This is a genomic window from Nostoc cycadae WK-1, from assembly GCF_002897135.1.
GTDB lineage: Bacteria > Cyanobacteriota > Cyanobacteriia > Cyanobacteriales > Nostocaceae > Nostoc_B.
On sequence record NZ_DF978422.1, the window covers coordinates 102,901 to 118,847 of the forward strand.

The window sequence follows — 15,947 nt, forward strand, 5'->3', positions numbered from 1 at the left end:
GTCAATAGTCTTTTAATTTATTTATAAATGTCTAGCTCAACGTGGCAAGGGTATCCGTTCTAATTGCCGTTTCACCCAGTTCAAACCTTTGCGAGCAATGCTTGTGGAAGACACTGAGTTGTCGATTTGTTTGATCTCTGCATCTGATAATTGCACAGCTACTGAGCTTGCAGAATCTGTAATACTGGCTGGTTTTCTGGCTCCCACAACAGGCACAACAACGGATGATTTTGCCCGCAACCAAGCTAGAAGAATACAGTAAATTGATACTCCTTTGGCTGTGGCTAGTTCGGTCAAGATGGGGACTGCATCTAAATTACTAGAACGACGCTTACCGCCAACTCCTCCAAGGGGACTCCAGGCGAGAAAAGTTAGTGCTTCTTGTTCGCAGTATTCCAGTATGCCATCAAATTCTGGGTTACGATGCCAGAGATGATACTGGTTCTCAACTGCAACAATATCGACTATCTCAAGGGCTTGCTTGATTTGATTTACAGAAAAATTGGACACACCGACATACTTAATTAATCCGGCGGCGACGGCTTCTTTGACAGGTGTTAAGGATTCTTTGATGGAGTAGTTAGGATCGGGACTGTGATATAGCCATAAGTCAATGGGCTTGACTCCGCCTAAAGCTGCAAAACTTTCCTGAATGGTTTGCCGCAAATGTTCAGGATTACCGTTAGGAACCCATTCACCGTTGGGTCGCATCAAGCCACCTTTGGTAATTGTGACAACTTGGCTGGTATCGCCATCATATTGTTGTAGGGCTTTACAAATCAGGCGCTCGTTATGATGTTTCTCTGACTCATCAAGACAGTAAGAATCAGCGGTATCTATGAGGTTGATACCCAGTTTCAAGGCACGATGGATGGTTTCTATTGCTTCGGATTCTGTAGGTCTGCCACTCAAGGACATAGGCATGGCACCAAGTCCAATTGCGCTAATGCCAACTCCTGTATTACTCAGTCGTTTGATTTCCATAAGTCTCAAATTAGTGTGAGATTTTATTGCAATATACCTGTAATGGGTTTCAGGGTTACTCCCTTTTGGGAAGAATTAACTAATCTGAGAGACTGAGGCAGTGATTAGAGGCTTGCCATCAAAGTGTGCAGGAATTGGCGCACCCATTAATCCCAAAATTGTTGGTGGTAGATCGACAACTTCACCTGTTGTTAATTCGGAATTAGGGGCAATGCCTGGGCCTTTAGCTACTAAAAATCCCCGTTCCCAATGAGAACCAGCACGGAAGTAGGGGATAGGGCCAATTCTGCCGAAGTCAGGGCTGTCAACTACATCAGTGATTTGTTCGTGCCACAAAACAACGAGATCAGAATCGGGCAGTGTGGGATCGTTGTTGGTTGCCGATCGCCGAGTACGGATAACTTTTTTCACAAGAGCTTTGCCTGTACGGGCATCCTTGAGGCGATAAAGCATTTGTGAGATTTCATCGCAAACTGTAGCGTATTCTTCAGCAGTGACGATGCCATCACGTTCTCGTCCTTTGAGGTTGATGCGGATGTGACCATCGGCAAAGCCAGGCAGCGCAAAGGCTTTCATTTGTGGCCAGAGGGGTTGAAACCACATAACTGGCATCCAGCCCATTGCTGTTGCTTCAGCTTCGGCTGAATAAGGAGAGCGTAAACCGTGCTGACTCGATTGGAGAAACTTTTTATGAGTCCAGGTTTTGAAAAACTTGGCTATAGGATTAGGTTCATATAAGCTTGTCCAGATATTGCCTGGCCAAGAGTTTCTTATAGGTTTGGTAATAACTGGTGGTGGGGTAGTGCCTACTTGACCTGGAGCGATCGCCACTTTTCCAGGGAAACTATAGCGATAAAGTAGTTCTGGTAGGAAGGTTTGACTTAACAAATCGCTAAAGTTAAGTCCCATACCATGTGGTGAGAAACATAAAACATAGGCATTATCAGCTGCTTCCGTTAAAATTTCTCCAATGGCACGATCAATGTCTTTGTAAGTTTCTAAAAGCGGATCAACATCGTTGTTACCTTTGGTTAAATGCTCATAAAGCGGATGTTCAGGATCACTGAAAGCATAAAGGTCGTGACCACCTGTGTGTGTTTCGTTGAAATTTGTTAATAACAAATCCCAGGAATCACGGCGCAATAAATCGCGGCAAATAGCCGAACGTCCGGCAATACTTTGTTTAAGTGCTTGCTTTTCCCACTCTATATAAGATTTATCCCACCAAATACCATTGTCGTTATAAATAATGGGGTTTTTGCCATGCTTCTGGATAATTTCTGGCAAGATTGTCGAAGGTTGAGAAGCGTTGGGGGTATAAGGATAAGTTCCTCCCCACCCCAAGATTTGTACACCATTAACGCGATCGCTGAGATTGGCATAAGGTTGATCGAATACTGCTACCTTATATTTATCTCCCAAGGCATAGAAGGGTGGTTGTGTCTCATAGTCATACCCGCTATCGCATAGTTCACAGGAAATTTCATAGCGATGGGGATAATACTTAACAATATCCCAGTATCCTGTCTTATCGGCGCGGCGACCAGTGATAAATGCTGGCCATAATGCCTCTGTAGAAGTTAGTTCTTCTTGATGACCACAATATTCAACTGTATTATTGAGGCGACCGTATATTCCTTGTTCACGTAGCTGGCTGAAGGTTTGGAGATGGCCTTCATTCATCCATTTTTCTAATAACCACGGATCGCCAGCATCTAATCCAATAACAATAACTTGATTTTTCATTACAGTTTCCTATCAATTTCCCTGATGAAGATTGGTCAAATTTTGAGATTACTGTATTTCTTCCATCTTGAATGGGAAAACTTATGAACTTACTAAGGGGCGAAAGTTTTGATTCAAAGTTACTTTTAGTATGCGCCTTCTTTTTTCAAGACTACTTGAACTGTTTTCAGTAAAATCTCGAAATCTAATTGCAGTGACCAGTTTTCAATGTAGCTCATATCTAAATTGATAACTTGTTCAAAATCTAAGATGTTGGAGCGTCCTGATACTTGCCAAAGACCTGTGACACCAGGTAAAACTTCTTGACGCAAGAAATGATGATCTAAGAATTTATCTACATCTCTAGTAGGCAGAGGACGAGGTCCAACCAGACTCATTTCTCCTAATAAAACGTTAAACAATTGTGGTAGTTCATCTAGGCTATAACGTCGGAGAAATTTGCCGATTCTGGTAATCCGAGGATCATCTTTAATTTTAAAAATGATCCCATCCTTGGTTTCGTTTAAAGCTTCTAATTCTTTTTGGAGTTTATCTGCATCCGGTCTCATTGTCCGGAATTTCCATACTTTAAACTGTCTTCCACTTAATCCAATACGAGTTTGCTTATAAAATACTGGGCCTGGAGAATCTAGTTTAATGGCAATAGCGATCGCTAAATAAATCGGTGAGGCAAAAAGTAAAAACAAAGCAGTAAAACAAAAATCAAACATCCGCTTCAGCCAGAAATCTTTACCAATGATTGTGGGACAACTTACAGTTAGACAAGGCATCCCGCCAACTTTTTGAATGTAGACTTGTCTATGTATCGGCTTTAATTGCATCGGAATAATATTTACGGTTATACCTGCTGCTTGAAATAGCCAGCATAAAAACATCCGATTTTTGATGGCATCCCAAGCAATAAAAACTTCTGTTATTCCTAGTCTGTTCAGTTTTTCTAAAGTAGCTTCCCGATTATATCTATCTAAGGCTCTGGCTGTGTCAGTCCCTCGAATTATGTAACGTTTTTCGTTTTTAATAAATTTGGTAGTTTGTTCATAATATTCAGGTTCACAAATAACAAAAACGGAGTTACAACCTATTATTTTACGCTGACGTAAATATTTCAGAGCTAGTTCAATTGCTAATCGACCAGTAATCACAAAAGTTGTACTTAGCAACCAAGATACAGTTAATGTAGATTTCTCAGCTTCTATGATAGGTTGATACAAAACACTAACAAGTAAGATTAGACCTTGGGCGAAAGTTAGTGTTTTAATAATACCCCAATAGTCACAACGTTGCTGACCTGATTGATATGTACCTTGAAGAGCTAATGATGCTATTTGTAGCACTATCAACTCAGATATGTGGTTGTTTTGTGAATATGTAGAAGTATCAACAGGGGAAACCTGATATTGCGCTAATTTCCAAGCAAAGAATAAAGCAAAGCAATCTACTATTACTAATGTTAGTATTCGTAGCCACCAAGCGCCTTTACTCAGTTTAAGGAATGCAGCAGCACGCAAATCTAGAGCAGAGCTACGCCAGTTATTGTAATTGGTTGAATGGGTAGTAGTACTTTGATGAGTCATATTCGTTGTGATATTTGGTTGTGTTAGATAATCTGCTGGAAAACTATGACAGTAAATTGAATATCATTTCTACATAAGGGTCACAGTATTATTTACTGTGATATTTTTTTTACTTAAACAACATTATTTATATATGCTAATTATTTCACCAGTGAAAGTGAAAATACTAATACTTGAGACATAGATACTCCCCTATCAACTGGGTAAATACTAAGTGCCAGTGGATAGAACAATAGCTAAATAGTAAGTATCTTTATCGAAGTTTTACATTTTTTGGAGTTATTTGAGATTTGTGCTTATGTAACTTGCCTTATGTTTATTATGGTGTTATGTTTTTATACCTAGTAAAAATATTTTGCATAAGTAATACATATAATACAGTGGTAATACTTAAGAGCAGTTTGAGTCGAAGTTATTTAAAAACGTCAAAATTATTTCAGAGTGTTGAGTGCCGAGTATAAACTCAGTATTTACCCTACCTGGGTTTTAGAAATCACAATAGTCCTAATCTATGCTTAGACCGCCATAAGTGGACATTGCATGAATATAGAATCAATCTCAATTAATCTATGTTCATGTAACGTCTGAAGATTAATGACATACATCAGGTATAATTGCATCCTCCAGATTAGCACCGATGAGGTTAGCGCCTCGGAGTTTAGTACCAGTTAAGTTAGCGCCATTCAGATTAGCACCTGCCAAGTTGGCTCCTTGAAGGTGAGCATAACTTAAGTTTGCGCCTGTTAAGTCAGCTTCACTGAGGTTTGCTTGCAGCATATATGCGCTACTTAGGTAAGCATAGCTAAGATTGCAACTGCACATATCTGTTTTGTAAAGATAAGCTCCAATTAAATCTGCTTTGTAGAGGTTGGCTTTGCTGAGGTCAGATGCAATCAAGTTGGCTTCTATTAAACTTGCATAAGCGAGGTTAGCACGAATGAGTTTGGCCGCACCTAAATCAGCGCCTCTGAGGTTAGCATCTTTCAGGTCTGTGCCGATAAGGATAGCATGGGCGATCGCACTTTCTTTTAAATTTGCTTCACTTAAGTCAGCACCAATGAAATTGGCATAACTTAAATCTGCTTGTGTTAAAGTTGCACCCCTTAAATTAGCCACACTAAAGTTAGCTGCACTCAAGTTTGCTTCAATTAGCTTGGCTTGATAAAGGTTTGCACCACTCAAATCTGCACCGTTGAGGTTAGCACGTACAAGTAAAGCCTGACTCAAATCTGCTTTGGTCAAGTTGACTTTTTGCAGGTTAGCACCTCTGAGATTTTCTCCTTGCAAGTTTGCAGCGCTGAGGTCTGGTTGAATTTGAGGATTCTGCTGTCTCCATTCACTCCAGGTAACTGCACCTGCTTTCAATAAAACCAGATGCTCTTGATTTGCCATTTTCTCTCCTTTACTCCTGGCGGCCACTATTGGGATTTGTCCGGCCAGCTACATTTTCAATCGCGGTTAACGCTCCCCTTGCTCCTGCTAGAATATCCTGTTCTTGCCCACCTAAATACAGCCTGCCAAAACTACCTACAGCTTGTACTTCCAGAATATTAATTGATGCTGCTTTTTCTGCTTCATTGGCGGCTAACGCGGCGTAAGCAGCTGGTTCAACTTCTAATACATACAAAGTTTGTCCAGCTAGTAGCAGTTGTCCTCGGCGGGTGCGATTTATCAGTTGTGTTTGGTAAGCATCAATGTTGCGGATAATTTGGCTAGACACAACACGCGGTTTGAGACATTCTTCTCGTCTGACTCCTAACAAATCTAAAATGGCTTGACCAGCTGTGCGTGTTTCTCCTTGGGAACCAGAATGAACTTCTAATAAACCATATAATCTCTCAACTACCTGAACTCCGGGACGCACAGAGGCAGCTTTTAATGCTACATCAGTAATTTTATTGATTTCAATACCCGGAGAGATTTCAATCCACAGTGATGTATCTCCTGGTAATGGCAAGAAACCTTGAGCTACTGTTCCCATATAGGCTGCGTGTTGAGGTTGCAAGCTGTCAAGAAATACGAAACTGCGTAGTTCTATACCCAAGGTTTTGCTCTCCAGTCATGAGGTAAAGTTTACATATTGCAATAATATGCCTGTAACTTTAAACTACCATAACCCACGGTCAATACCTTAATGCTGCGTATGAAAACAAAGAAACCCCAGCTACTCAAAAGAAACTGGGGTTTTGAAATCTCGCAATTTTCATCTATATATATGAGATATTCTCTATTAGGAGATAGTCAACTTTAGCTCCCTAAATCTAGTTGCACCTCTAACCCATTATTACCATCTGTAGACTGAGCCGCTGGTTGTAAGAAAATAGAAGTACTGGGTAGTAAGACTGAGCGATTAAAACCTAATCCATTAGAGGGCGATTTATTTGTTTGGGTGTTGTTGGAGGGACGGTTGATATTTCCTCCTTCAAAGAATTTCATAAAGTCATTTTCTGCTGTTCTTGTACCAATTCCTTCTAGAGAATCACTAGTTATTTTGTAGCTTTCCTCATTGACAATGGGTGCAGATAGTGACTGAGGGCGAACCGGGCTTTCTAAGCTGACAATAGCTGCCATAACTGTTAAAGCAGCAATGATTTTAGCTTTCATAAATTTTATCCCAATTCTGTGGTGTTGGTTGCTATTATTATTTCAGCAAATAATTTAGTAACTTTTGCTATTAGATATAATCTACGTCTGCCAGTATTTTATTTAATATGTAAATTCTCTGTCAATGATTTATCTAGCTTGATTACAAAACACAATTTTTACATAATGAAACTTCTGATTATTACTGCAAATTTATAATAATTATTAAGATTAAAGTCTGTGGTTAAAGTTTAGTAAAATTTAATTCCTCTACAGCCGACATTCCGCAGGTAAGTGAAGAGATTGATGGTATTTTTGATAAATGACATCATCAGCATCAGAAATAAGAGTACAAGATATTGACCACTGCGGGATAGTGGCAGGCATAATTGACCAAATGTGTTTGGTAGAACAAATCAACCAAATACTAGGCATACATCATCAAGAAATAGTCAGTCCAGGTCAAGCAGTAAAGGCGATGATTCTCAATGGCTTGGGCTTGGTCAGTGCGCCACTGTATTTGTTTGAAAAGTTTTTTGTAGGCAAAGCCACAGAGCACCTATTGGGTGAGGGGATAAGTCCAGAACATCTCAACGATGACCGTTTAGGGAGAGTATTGGATAAGCTATATGAGGCAGGATTAACACAAGTATTCGTCACAGTAGCGTTGGCAGCAGCCCAAAAGTTTGGGGTAAAAAAAGACAGTTTGCACCTAGACTCCAGTTCATTTCATGTGCATGGAGAATACGTCAGCACCACAGATGAAGACGCAACAGAGGAAAGAGCAATTGAAATTACCTATGGTTATTCACGAGACCATCGACCGGATCTCAAACAATTTATATTGGACTTAATGTGCAGTGGGGATGGAGATATCCCTTTATATCTGAGAGTTGCAGATGGAAATGAAGCTGACTCGGCGGCATTTGCCCGAATTCTCAAAGAGTTTAGGCAACAGTGGGAGATAGATGCCTTGTTTGTGGCAGATGCCGCTCTTTACTGTGAACAGAACATCAAACAGATGGATTCTTTACGCTGGCTATCAAGAGTGCCAGCCACCTTAGCGGCAGCACAATTTCTCTTAGACAACATGAGTCAGGAAGCATTTGTCAACAGTGCAATCGCAGGATACCAGATTGCTGAGTGTTGTAGTGATTATGCCGCAGTGAAGCAGCGTTGGTTAGTCGTCGAGAGTGAAGCTCGTAAAAGCGCGGATTTAAAGCAATTAGAAAAACGTCTAGCCAAGCAACTGGACAAAGCCCAGTCTCAACTACGGCAGTTATCACAGCAAGAGTTCGCTTGTGCAGCAGATGCATTGAAAGCCGCAAATTTATTGAGTAGTCAGCTACGCTTTCATCAACTCCAAGACGTGGAGATTATTGAACACCATCGTCACCGCAAACCCGGTAGACCAGGCAAAAATACCCAACACACTCACTACTGTTATCAAATTCGTGCTTCTGTGGTTCCAAAACCTCAAGCCATTGCTATCGAACAATTACGTGCAGGTCGCTTCATTTTAGCGACTAATGTTACAGATACTAACGAGTTGACTGGCGATGACTTGCTCTTGCAGTACAAGGCTCAACAATCTACAGAACGCGGTTTTCGTTTCCTCAAAGACCCTCTGTTTTTTACCAGCAGCGTCTTCCTCAACTCTCCCGAACGGGTAGCAGCATTGGCAATGGTGATGGGTCTGTGTTTATTGGTTTACAGTTTAGGGCAAAAGGCACTGCGTCAAGCCCTGGAAACAGCAAAACAAACTATCAGTAATCAGTTGGGTAAGCCGACTAGCACTCCCACTCTCCGTTGGGTCTTTCAGTGTTTTATGTCGATTCATTTGATAACGATCGCTGGCTTTAGACAGATTGCTAATCTTACTGATGAACGACGTTGGATTCTCCAGTTTCTCGGTGCACCTTGCCGAAAATATTATCTTTTGACCTGATAGACCTGCGGAATGTAGGCTACAGCAGAATATAAATTCTTGTTACATAAAAATATCCCCAATTTCTTTCAGAAGTCGGGGATATCAGGTTTTGGGTAAGCAGAAAAAAGCGCTACTCAGATTCTTTGGTAAAGCTATAAATTTTCTGCTTTTCCAGACTATTGCTAATAGATGAAGGCAAAGTATCTAAGGATAAAATCTGACGATCAAGTTGAACTTGCAAATTAGTCAGAGGGTCACAACCAGAAGAAATCAGAAATTCGAGTTTCTGAATGTAGGGTAATGTGGCTAGATTATCTATAATTTGGAAGACTGCTTGCAGGTAAGGATGGCCAGTTTGCTTGTACCAATCACAACTGGCTACTTTTGGTTGGTCAAACCCTAAGTGTACAGTCAAAGATGGTTCATCGAATAAAGCGATCGCCAAAGGACGGGCTTCTTCTTGCAACAATAAATCATTCGTTTTGGCGAAATGGCGCAATTTTTCCAACCGTTCATAACGTTTCGTGACTGATTGGGGGTCATCTTGCCAATGAATGGCGATGGTAACTAAATAGGTCTGCAACAGCATGTGACCTAACTTTTTCGCTTTGGTTGCGAGGTAATAGGAATTGTAGTCGTTGGACTCAATTAATAAGGGTACGCGATCGACAACTTCCAAGCCATAGCCTTTAACCCCAGCAATCTTTCGGGGATTATTGGTAATTAAGCGGATATTTTTTACACCTAAATCCATCAGCATTTGCGCTCCCATACCATAGTCGCGCAGGTCAGCAGGAAATCCTAAACGCTCGTTGGCTTCTACTGTATCTAGACCCATATCCTGTAAGGAGTAGGCTTTCAGTTTATTAATTAAGCCAATACCCCGACCTTCTTGACGCAGGTAAACAACGACACCTTGACCTGCACTTTCAATCATGTTCAAAGCAGCTTGTAACTGCATTCGACAGTCACAACGCAAAGACCCCAAAGCATCACCAGTTAAACATTCTGAGTGCATCCGCACCATAACTGGTTCATCTTTGAAAGTGGCGGGGTCGCCTTTGACAATAGCAACGTGTTCGCAATTGTCGAGGGTGTGGCGGTAAGCGTAAATTTTGAAATGACCGAATTGTGTGGGTAACTCGGCAATACTTTCGCGGATCACGAGGCGATCGTGTTGCAGACGATAACTGATTAAGTCCGCAATACTGATAATTTTTAAATTGTAGTTTTTGGCGTACTCAATTAGCTGGGGTAGCCGCGCCATTGAACCATCGGGGTTTTGGATTTCGCAAATCACCCCCGCTGGGTAAAGTCCAGCCAATCGAGATAAATCTACAGCCGCTTCTGTATGTCCGGCGCGTTTGAGAACACCGCCTGCTTTGGCGCGAATGGGGAAAATATGCCCAGGACGACGTAAATCTAAAGGTGTGGTGGCTGGGTTGAGGGCAACTTGAATAGTCCGAGCGCGATCGTCTGCGGAAATGCCTGTGCTAACACCTAAATGAGGGCCAGCGTCGATACTAACTGTGAACGCAGTTTGGTTAGTGTCCGTAATGTTAGTTACCATCAAAGGTAAATCTAGCTCGTCGAGGCGATCGCCTGTCATCGCTAGACAAATTAGCCCTCTTGCTTGCACCGCCATGAAATTGATCATGTCAGGTGTGGCAAATTGAGCAGCACAAATCAAATCACCTTCATTTTCTCGATTTTCGTCATCAACCACCACAATGACGCGACCTGCTTTGAGATCTGCCAAAGCAGCATCAATCGAATCAAATTTAAAAGTTGGTTGAGCAGCATGATCAGTGGTTTCTCCTGCTGGAGGAGCTACACTCATTTGCGAGTTATCGCTCTCAGCTGGATTGCCATAAGACTGCCGTGTAGGTTTAGGCATTGACACAAAAGACTTCCAGTTAGTGATAGTAAATTTTTTTTAACAATTTCTATATTTTGATTGTAACTCCTTTATACGGCGGAGAATACACTAGCAATGATTCGATAACATGGTCTAGTCTTTACCGTTAAAATTGGGATTTAGTCCAAAAAGTGAAGTCATAGTTAGGACTTACCCACAGACAATCTCTGTGGCGACTGGGTATAAGGGGAAAAGATTTAGGGTGTAAGGGTTTTAGCTACATACACCCCTAAACCCCCCATATACCATCCCAAAAACTTTGATTTTTCGTTTTTATGCGTAAGTCCTAATAGTGCTGAGTGCTGAGGTAACAAAGGAAAAATGACAAATAACCATTGACCATTGACTCTTGACCATTGACTGATAAATTAATCAAAAGCGGATAAGGATTTCAGAATCATGGGCAATTTTAGGCGCGTACCCGTTGGGATTGTTGGCGCGTCAGGCTATGGTGGAGTGCAGCTAGTTCGACTACTTATGGAACATCCAGAAGTGGAACTAGTTTATTTAGGCGGTGAGAGCAGTGCGGGGAAATCGTTTGGGGATCTTTACCCACATTTGGCTCATTTAGTTAATTTGCCAATAGAGGCGGTAGATCCAGAAGTTATGGCTCACCGCTGCGAAGTTGTGTTTTTATCTCTCCCAAATGGTCTGGCTTGCCAAATTGCACCGCAATTATTAGAAAAAGGATGTAAAGTACTGGATTTGAGTGCCGATTATCGATTTAGTAATCTGGCAACTTATACCAGTTGGTATGGACAAGAAAGAAGCGATCGCACTGCGGCGGCTACAGCAGTTTATGGTTTACCGGAACTCTACCGCGATCGCATTAGCGAAGCCCAATTAGTAGGCTGTCCTGGCTGTTATCCTACTGCCAGCTTGTTAGCATTATCACCACTATTAAAGCAAGGCTTGATTGTGCCAGAAACCGCCATTATCGATGCCAAGTCTGGCACATCTGGCGGCGGGCGGCAAGCCAAAGTCAACTTATTACTTGCTGAAGCTGATAACTCCCTCGCTGCTTATGGTGTCGTTCGTCACCGCCACACCCCAGAAATTGAGCAGATTTGTAGCGAATTAGCGGGTCATGAAGTGACTGTACAATTTACGCCCCACCTCATACCAATGGTGCGCGGTATTTTGGCGACTGTCTACGCCACACTCCGCGATCCCGGCTTGGCTAGAGATGATTTAATTACAATTTACAACGCCTTCTACCGTAACTCGCCTTGGGTAAAAGTTTGCCAAAGTGGAATTTACCCCCAAACAAAATGGGCGTGCGGTAGCAATCTTTGCTTTATTGGTGTTGAAGTTGACCCGCGTACAGGTCGTGTAATTGTCATGTCAGCCATTGACAACTTGATTAAAGGACAAGCGGGTCAAGCCATTCAGTGTATGAACTTGATGCTGGGCTGGGAAGAAACCTTGGGTTTGCCCAAGTTGGGATTTTATCCCTAGAGGTTACAGGTTACAGGTGACAGAAACTATCACCTATCACCTGTAACCTGTCCCCTATTTTGCCCCTAAACCAACAGCACCAGCATAAATGGCGCGATCGCCTAATTCATCCTCAATGCGGAGTAAGCGGTTGTATTTAGCGACTCGTTCGCTACGACACAGAGAGCCGGTTTTGATTTGACCTGCACGGGTAGCCACTGCCAAATCAGCAATTGTTGTGTCTTCGGTTTCACCAGAACGATGGCTAATCACTGACCGGAAACTGTTGCGTGTTGCCAAGTCAATTGTTTCTAAGGTTTCGGTGAGAGAACCGATTTGGTTGAGTTTAATCAAAATGGCGTTACCAGCTTTTTCGTCAATGCCTTTCCGCAAGCGGGTAGCATTCGTTACAAACAAGTCATCGCCCACCAATTGCACCCGTGAGCCTAATTTCTGGGTCAGCAGTTGCCAGTTAGACCAATCTTCTTCATGCAAACCATCTTCAATGGAAACAATTGGGTACTGGTCAACTAATTGTCCTAAATAATCAATGAACTCAGCGGGAGAGTGAGGTTTACCATCGTAAACATACTGACCATTTTTGTAAAACTCACTAGCTGCCACATCTAAGGCCAAAGCTACTTCTTCTCCTGGCTTGTAACCTGCTTTTTTAATCGCCGCTACTAGCAATTCTAAAGCTACTTGGTTAGATTCTAGGTTAGGCGCAAAACCACCTTCATCGCCCACACCAGTCAGCAAACCCTTTTCATCCAAGACTTTGCTGAGAGTAGCAAATACTTCCGCGCCCCAACGTAATGCTTCTTTAAAAGAAGACGCACCCACTGGGACAATCATAAACTCTTGAAAATCCACATTGTTGGCTGCGTGTGCGCCACCATTAATTACATTCATCAACGGGACTGGTAACAAATTTGCCAAAGGCCCGCCCAAATAGCGATAAAGGGGAATCCCCAGAGATTCAGCACCAGCTTTCGCCGCAGCTAGGGAAACAGCCAAAATTGCATTTGCACCTAAATTAGATTTGTTAGCCGAACCATCAACCGCAATCATTGTTCGGTCGATTAATTCTTGGTTCAGGGCATCCAAGTTTAACAATTTTGGGGTCAGCACTTCTTTGACGTTCTGCACTGCCTTGAGAACGCCTTTACCGCCGTAACGGCTTTTATCATCGTCCCGCAGTTCGTGGGCTTCAAAAGTTCCTGTAGAGGCTCCACTGGGAACCTGCGCTAGTCCCACAGCACCATTTAGCAAATGCACCTCGGCTTCAACTGTCGGTCTACCTCGTGAATCGAGAATTTCCCGTGCCACAATCGCCTCTATGGCTGTATCTACAATGTTACTCATCTGTGCTTTGTCCTTTGTTCTAGTGCGTTCTTAGAGTTGAGCGCATAAAATCCAGTGGATTAACCTAACCGTTAGCATAGGCTGTTCAGCGACTTAATCGGCTGAGATTAAAGAAGATTTCCAGATATGTGGTCAATCGCTTTTTCAGATACGCGAACTTTGGATTTTGGATTATTTTTTAGGCAAAAGTCAACAGTAAGCAAAACTTGGCTGAGGAGAAAGAAAGTCAGGACTTACGGATAATAGAGTTTTTCTAATTAAAGCGATCGCTCTGGTTGCCAACAATGATAATTTTAAGGATTGGGAACCCCTAAAAATCGAAGTTTATGAACGCAGCCGACGATAAAACGATTGTTCGTGAGTATTTCAATTCCACAGGGTTTGACCGCTGGAAGCGGATTTACGGTGATGGCGAAGTCAATAAAGTTCAGCTAGACATTCGCTATGGTCATCAACAAACCGTAGATAAGGTTATCGGCTGGCTGAAAAATGATGGCAATTTATCTGAGCTATCAATCTGCGATGCTGGCTGTGGTGTAGGTAGTCTCAGCATTCCCTTAGCTACTGAAGGTGCTAAAGTTTATGCCAGTGATATTTCCGACAAAATGGTGGAAGAAGGTAAACAAAGAGCTTTAGAAGCTTTGGGAAATTCCACCAACCCTAGTTTTGCCGTCCAAGATTTAGAATCTTTAAGTGGCAACTACCACACCGTAATTTGCTTGGATGTTCTCATTCACTACCCCCAAGACAAAGCCGATGAGATGATTTCTCATCTTTGTTCTTTGGCAGAATCACGGATAATCCTCAGTTTTGCCCCCAAAACTTGCGCTCTCAGTCTCCTCAAAAAGATTGGCGGTTTCTTTCCAGGTGCCAGCAAGACTACTCGTGCCTATCTACACCGGGAAGCTGATGTGGTAAAGATTATCGAAAAAAATGGCTTTGCCGTTCAGCGTCAAGAAATGACTAAAACTCGCTTCTATTACTCCCGCTTACTCGAAGCTACACGGAAGTAAAAAGTGCTGAGTGCTGAGTTAAAAGACCGCCTTTCCCTGGCGGTTTTTTATTTTATAGCAGTAGGTAAGGTGCTTATTGCCTTGCTGTAGTCATAAGTCAATTTAAAATTGACTTATGACTACTAATTTATTTGCACAACTTGTTGGACAACAGCAAGCCATAGAATTACTGACTGAGGCTGTTAGGCAAAATAGAGTTGCGCCAGCCTATTTGTTTATTGGCACAGATGGTGTCGGCAGGAGTTTAGCTGCTCGGTGTTTTGTAGAATTATTATTTTCTAGTAGTGTCGAGGCGCGGTTGGTTGCATCTGTGCAGAATCGGGTGCGTCAAGGGAACCATCCTGATTTGTTATGGGTACAGCCAACATATCAATATCAAGGGCAAAGATTAACAGCCGCCGAAGCCGCCGAGAAAAAACTCAAGCGTAAAGCACCACCGTTAATTCGGTTAGAACAAATTCGAGAAATTACACAATTTCTCAGCCGTCCGCCTTTAGAAGCACCGAGAAATGTAGTGGTGCTAGAAGAAGCGCAAACAATGGCAGAACCAGCGGCAAATGCTCTACTAAAAACTTTAGAAGAACCGGGACAAGCAACCATAATTTTAATTGCCCCTTCTCCTGAGTCTGTGTTGTCAACTTTGGTTTCGCGCTGTCAAAAAATTCCTTTTTATCGCTTAGATACAGCAGCTTTAACTCAAGTATTGCTGCAAAAAAATTATCAAGAAGTTTTGCAGCATCCGGCTATTTTGAATATAGCAGGTGGCAGTCCAGGAAGTGCGATCGCCTGTTATGAACAATTACAAGTCATTCCCCCTGAGTTACTCACAAATTTAACCTCAGCCCCAAAATCTTCTCGTCATGCTTTAGAATTAGCTAAAAAAATTGACAAAGATTTAGATACAGAATCACAACTGTGGTTAATTGATTATCTCCAACATTCTTATTGGCAACAGTGGCATCAATCGGGAATTGTTCATCAGTTAGAACAGGCACGTAAAGCTCTTTTAGTTTATGCTCAACCGCGCTTAGTTTGGGAATGTACTTTATTATCTGTACATCAACAATGCAATCTGCAAAACTAAGATGTGTATATGAGTAATGTTTTCAAATGTTTTGTATATTTCAAAGTAGCTTTAATAAGCTATACTCTTTTATAATCCCAATAGCTCAGTGCAAAATTGATAATTTTATCGCGTCTCTTCTCAATAGATGAGATATCCCACTCTCCACTTTCTGAGTTTTTAAATTGAGCAAGTTCGTTTTGAGAACAAAATTTTGAGTTTTGATAAAAATATTTATACTTTATATTAAATTCTAAATTTGATTTAGCAGAATTCTCCCAAGGAGTATCAATAACTAAATTACCTATATAGGAATCATATTTGATTTTTGAAA

The 15,947-nt window shown here is 41.8% G+C and carries 13 protein-coding genes; 4 read left to right on the top strand and 9 right to left on the bottom strand.

Annotated elements, in window-relative coordinates; genetic code table 11:
- Positions 1–36: 36 nt before the first annotated feature.
- The 6 genes from NCWK1_RS02575 to NCWK1_RS02600 all read right to left on the bottom strand — a co-directional run bounded on the left by NCWK1_RS02575 (position 37) and on the right by NCWK1_RS02600 (position 6,908).
- A complete protein-coding gene (locus tag NCWK1_RS02575; RefSeq protein ID WP_103123615.1) occupies positions 37–984 on the bottom strand; it encodes an aldo/keto reductase in 948 nt (315 codons plus the stop codon).
- Between the two features lie 75 nt (positions 985–1,059).
- On the bottom strand, positions 1,060–2,730 hold the full coding sequence (locus NCWK1_RS02580; RefSeq protein WP_103123616.1) for an alkaline phosphatase family protein: 1,671 nt from the start codon (positions 2,728–2,730) through the stop codon (positions 1,060–1,062).
- 125 nt (positions 2,731–2,855) lie between these two features.
- Positions 2,856–4,304, bottom strand: coding sequence for a sugar transferase (locus NCWK1_RS02585; RefSeq protein WP_103123617.1), 1,449 nt, complete (start codon positions 4,302–4,304; stop codon positions 2,856–2,858).
- Positions 4,305–4,895: 591 nt separating this feature from the next.
- The gene (locus NCWK1_RS02590; RefSeq protein WP_103123618.1) at positions 4,896–5,696 is read right to left on the bottom strand and encodes a pentapeptide repeat-containing protein; all 801 of its coding nucleotides are present in this window, start codon (positions 5,694–5,696) and stop codon (positions 4,896–4,898) included.
- A 10-nt stretch (positions 5,697–5,706) separates the two neighbouring features.
- Positions 5,707–6,348, bottom strand: a complete 642-nt coding sequence (locus tag NCWK1_RS02595; protein WP_096580426.1) for a beta-carboxysome protein CcmP — start codon at positions 6,346–6,348, stop codon at positions 5,707–5,709.
- A gap of 203 nt (positions 6,349–6,551) precedes the next feature.
- Positions 6,552–6,908, bottom strand: a complete 357-nt coding sequence (locus NCWK1_RS02600; RefSeq protein ID WP_103123619.1) for a hypothetical protein — start codon at positions 6,906–6,908, stop codon at positions 6,552–6,554.
- A 301-nt stretch (positions 6,909–7,209) separates the two neighbouring features.
- Between NCWK1_RS02600 and NCWK1_RS02605 the strand changes: the two genes are divergently transcribed.
- Positions 7,210–8,835, top strand: coding sequence for an IS1634 family transposase (locus tag NCWK1_RS02605; protein ID WP_103123620.1), 1,626 nt, complete (start codon positions 7,210–7,212; stop codon positions 8,833–8,835).
- 112 nt (positions 8,836–8,947) lie between these two features.
- On the opposite strand, the gene ribBA is transcribed toward NCWK1_RS02605, so the two are convergent.
- Entirely contained in the window at positions 8,948–10,657 is a 1,710-nt protein-coding gene (gene ribBA, locus NCWK1_RS02610; protein WP_103123850.1) for a bifunctional 3,4-dihydroxy-2-butanone-4-phosphate synthase/GTP cyclohydrolase II, read from the bottom strand.
- A gap of 477 nt (positions 10,658–11,134) precedes the next feature.
- Between ribBA and argC the strand changes: the two genes are divergently transcribed.
- Positions 11,135–12,193 carry an N-acetyl-gamma-glutamyl-phosphate reductase gene (gene argC, locus NCWK1_RS02615; protein WP_103123621.1) on the top strand — a complete coding sequence of 353 codons (1,059 nt, stop codon included), beginning with the start codon at positions 11,135–11,137 and terminating at the stop codon, positions 12,191–12,193.
- A 54-nt stretch (positions 12,194–12,247) separates the two neighbouring features.
- Here the strand turns inward: argC and eno are convergent, their stop codons facing one another.
- Positions 12,248–13,537, bottom strand: coding sequence for a phosphopyruvate hydratase (eno, locus tag NCWK1_RS02620; RefSeq protein WP_096580420.1), 1,290 nt, complete (start codon positions 13,535–13,537; stop codon positions 12,248–12,250).
- Between the two features lie 326 nt (positions 13,538–13,863).
- Between eno and bchM the strand changes: the two genes are divergently transcribed.
- Together bchM and holB are read left to right on the top strand one after the other, a co-directional pair.
- Complete coding sequence (bchM, locus tag NCWK1_RS02625; protein WP_096580417.1) at positions 13,864–14,550, top strand: magnesium protoporphyrin IX methyltransferase; 687 nt, start codon at positions 13,864–13,866, stop codon at positions 14,548–14,550.
- Between the two features lie 115 nt (positions 14,551–14,665).
- On the top strand, positions 14,666–15,634 hold the full coding sequence (gene holB, locus NCWK1_RS02630; RefSeq protein WP_103123622.1) for a DNA polymerase III subunit delta': 969 nt from the start codon (positions 14,666–14,668) through the stop codon (positions 15,632–15,634).
- Positions 15,635–15,693: 59 nt separating this feature from the next.
- On the opposite strand, the gene NCWK1_RS02635 is transcribed toward holB, so the two are convergent.
- Positions 15,694–15,947 (bottom strand): GmrSD restriction endonuclease domain-containing protein (locus NCWK1_RS02635; RefSeq protein WP_187308029.1); only part of this gene is annotated, 254 nt, incomplete at its 5' end.

Bases quoted from the DNA above. Each gene is read 5' to 3' on its own strand.
- NCWK1_RS02575 (WP_103123615.1), bottom strand. From the start codon at position 984: ATGGAAATCAAACGACTGAGTAATACAGGAGTTGGCATTAGCGCAATT.
- NCWK1_RS02580 (WP_103123616.1), bottom strand. From the start codon at position 2,730: ATGAAAAATCAAGTTATTGTTATTGGATTAGATGCTGGCGATCCGTGG.
- NCWK1_RS02585 (WP_103123617.1), bottom strand. From the start codon at position 4,304: ATGACTCATCAAAGTACTACTACCCATTCAACCAATTACAATAACTGG.
- NCWK1_RS02590 (WP_103123618.1), bottom strand. From the start codon at position 5,696: ATGGCAAATCAAGAGCATCTGGTTTTATTGAAAGCAGGTGCAGTTACC.
- NCWK1_RS02600 (WP_103123619.1), bottom strand. From the start codon at position 6,908: ATGAAAGCTAAAATCATTGCTGCTTTAACAGTTATGGCAGCTATTGTC.
- NCWK1_RS02605 (WP_103123620.1), top strand. From the start codon at position 7,210: ATGACATCATCAGCATCAGAAATAAGAGTACAAGATATTGACCACTGC.
- ribBA (WP_103123850.1), bottom strand. From the start codon at position 10,657: ATGAGTGTAGCTCCTCCAGCAGGAGAAACCACTGATCATGCTGCTCAA.
- argC (WP_103123621.1), top strand. From the start codon at position 11,135: ATGGGCAATTTTAGGCGCGTACCCGTTGGGATTGTTGGCGCGTCAGGC.
- eno (WP_096580420.1), bottom strand. From the start codon at position 13,537: ATGAGTAACATTGTAGATACAGCCATAGAGGCGATTGTGGCACGGGAA.
- bchM (WP_096580417.1), top strand. From the start codon at position 13,864: ATGAACGCAGCCGACGATAAAACGATTGTTCGTGAGTATTTCAATTCC.
- holB (WP_103123622.1), top strand. From the start codon at position 14,666: ATGACTACTAATTTATTTGCACAACTTGTTGGACAACAGCAAGCCATA.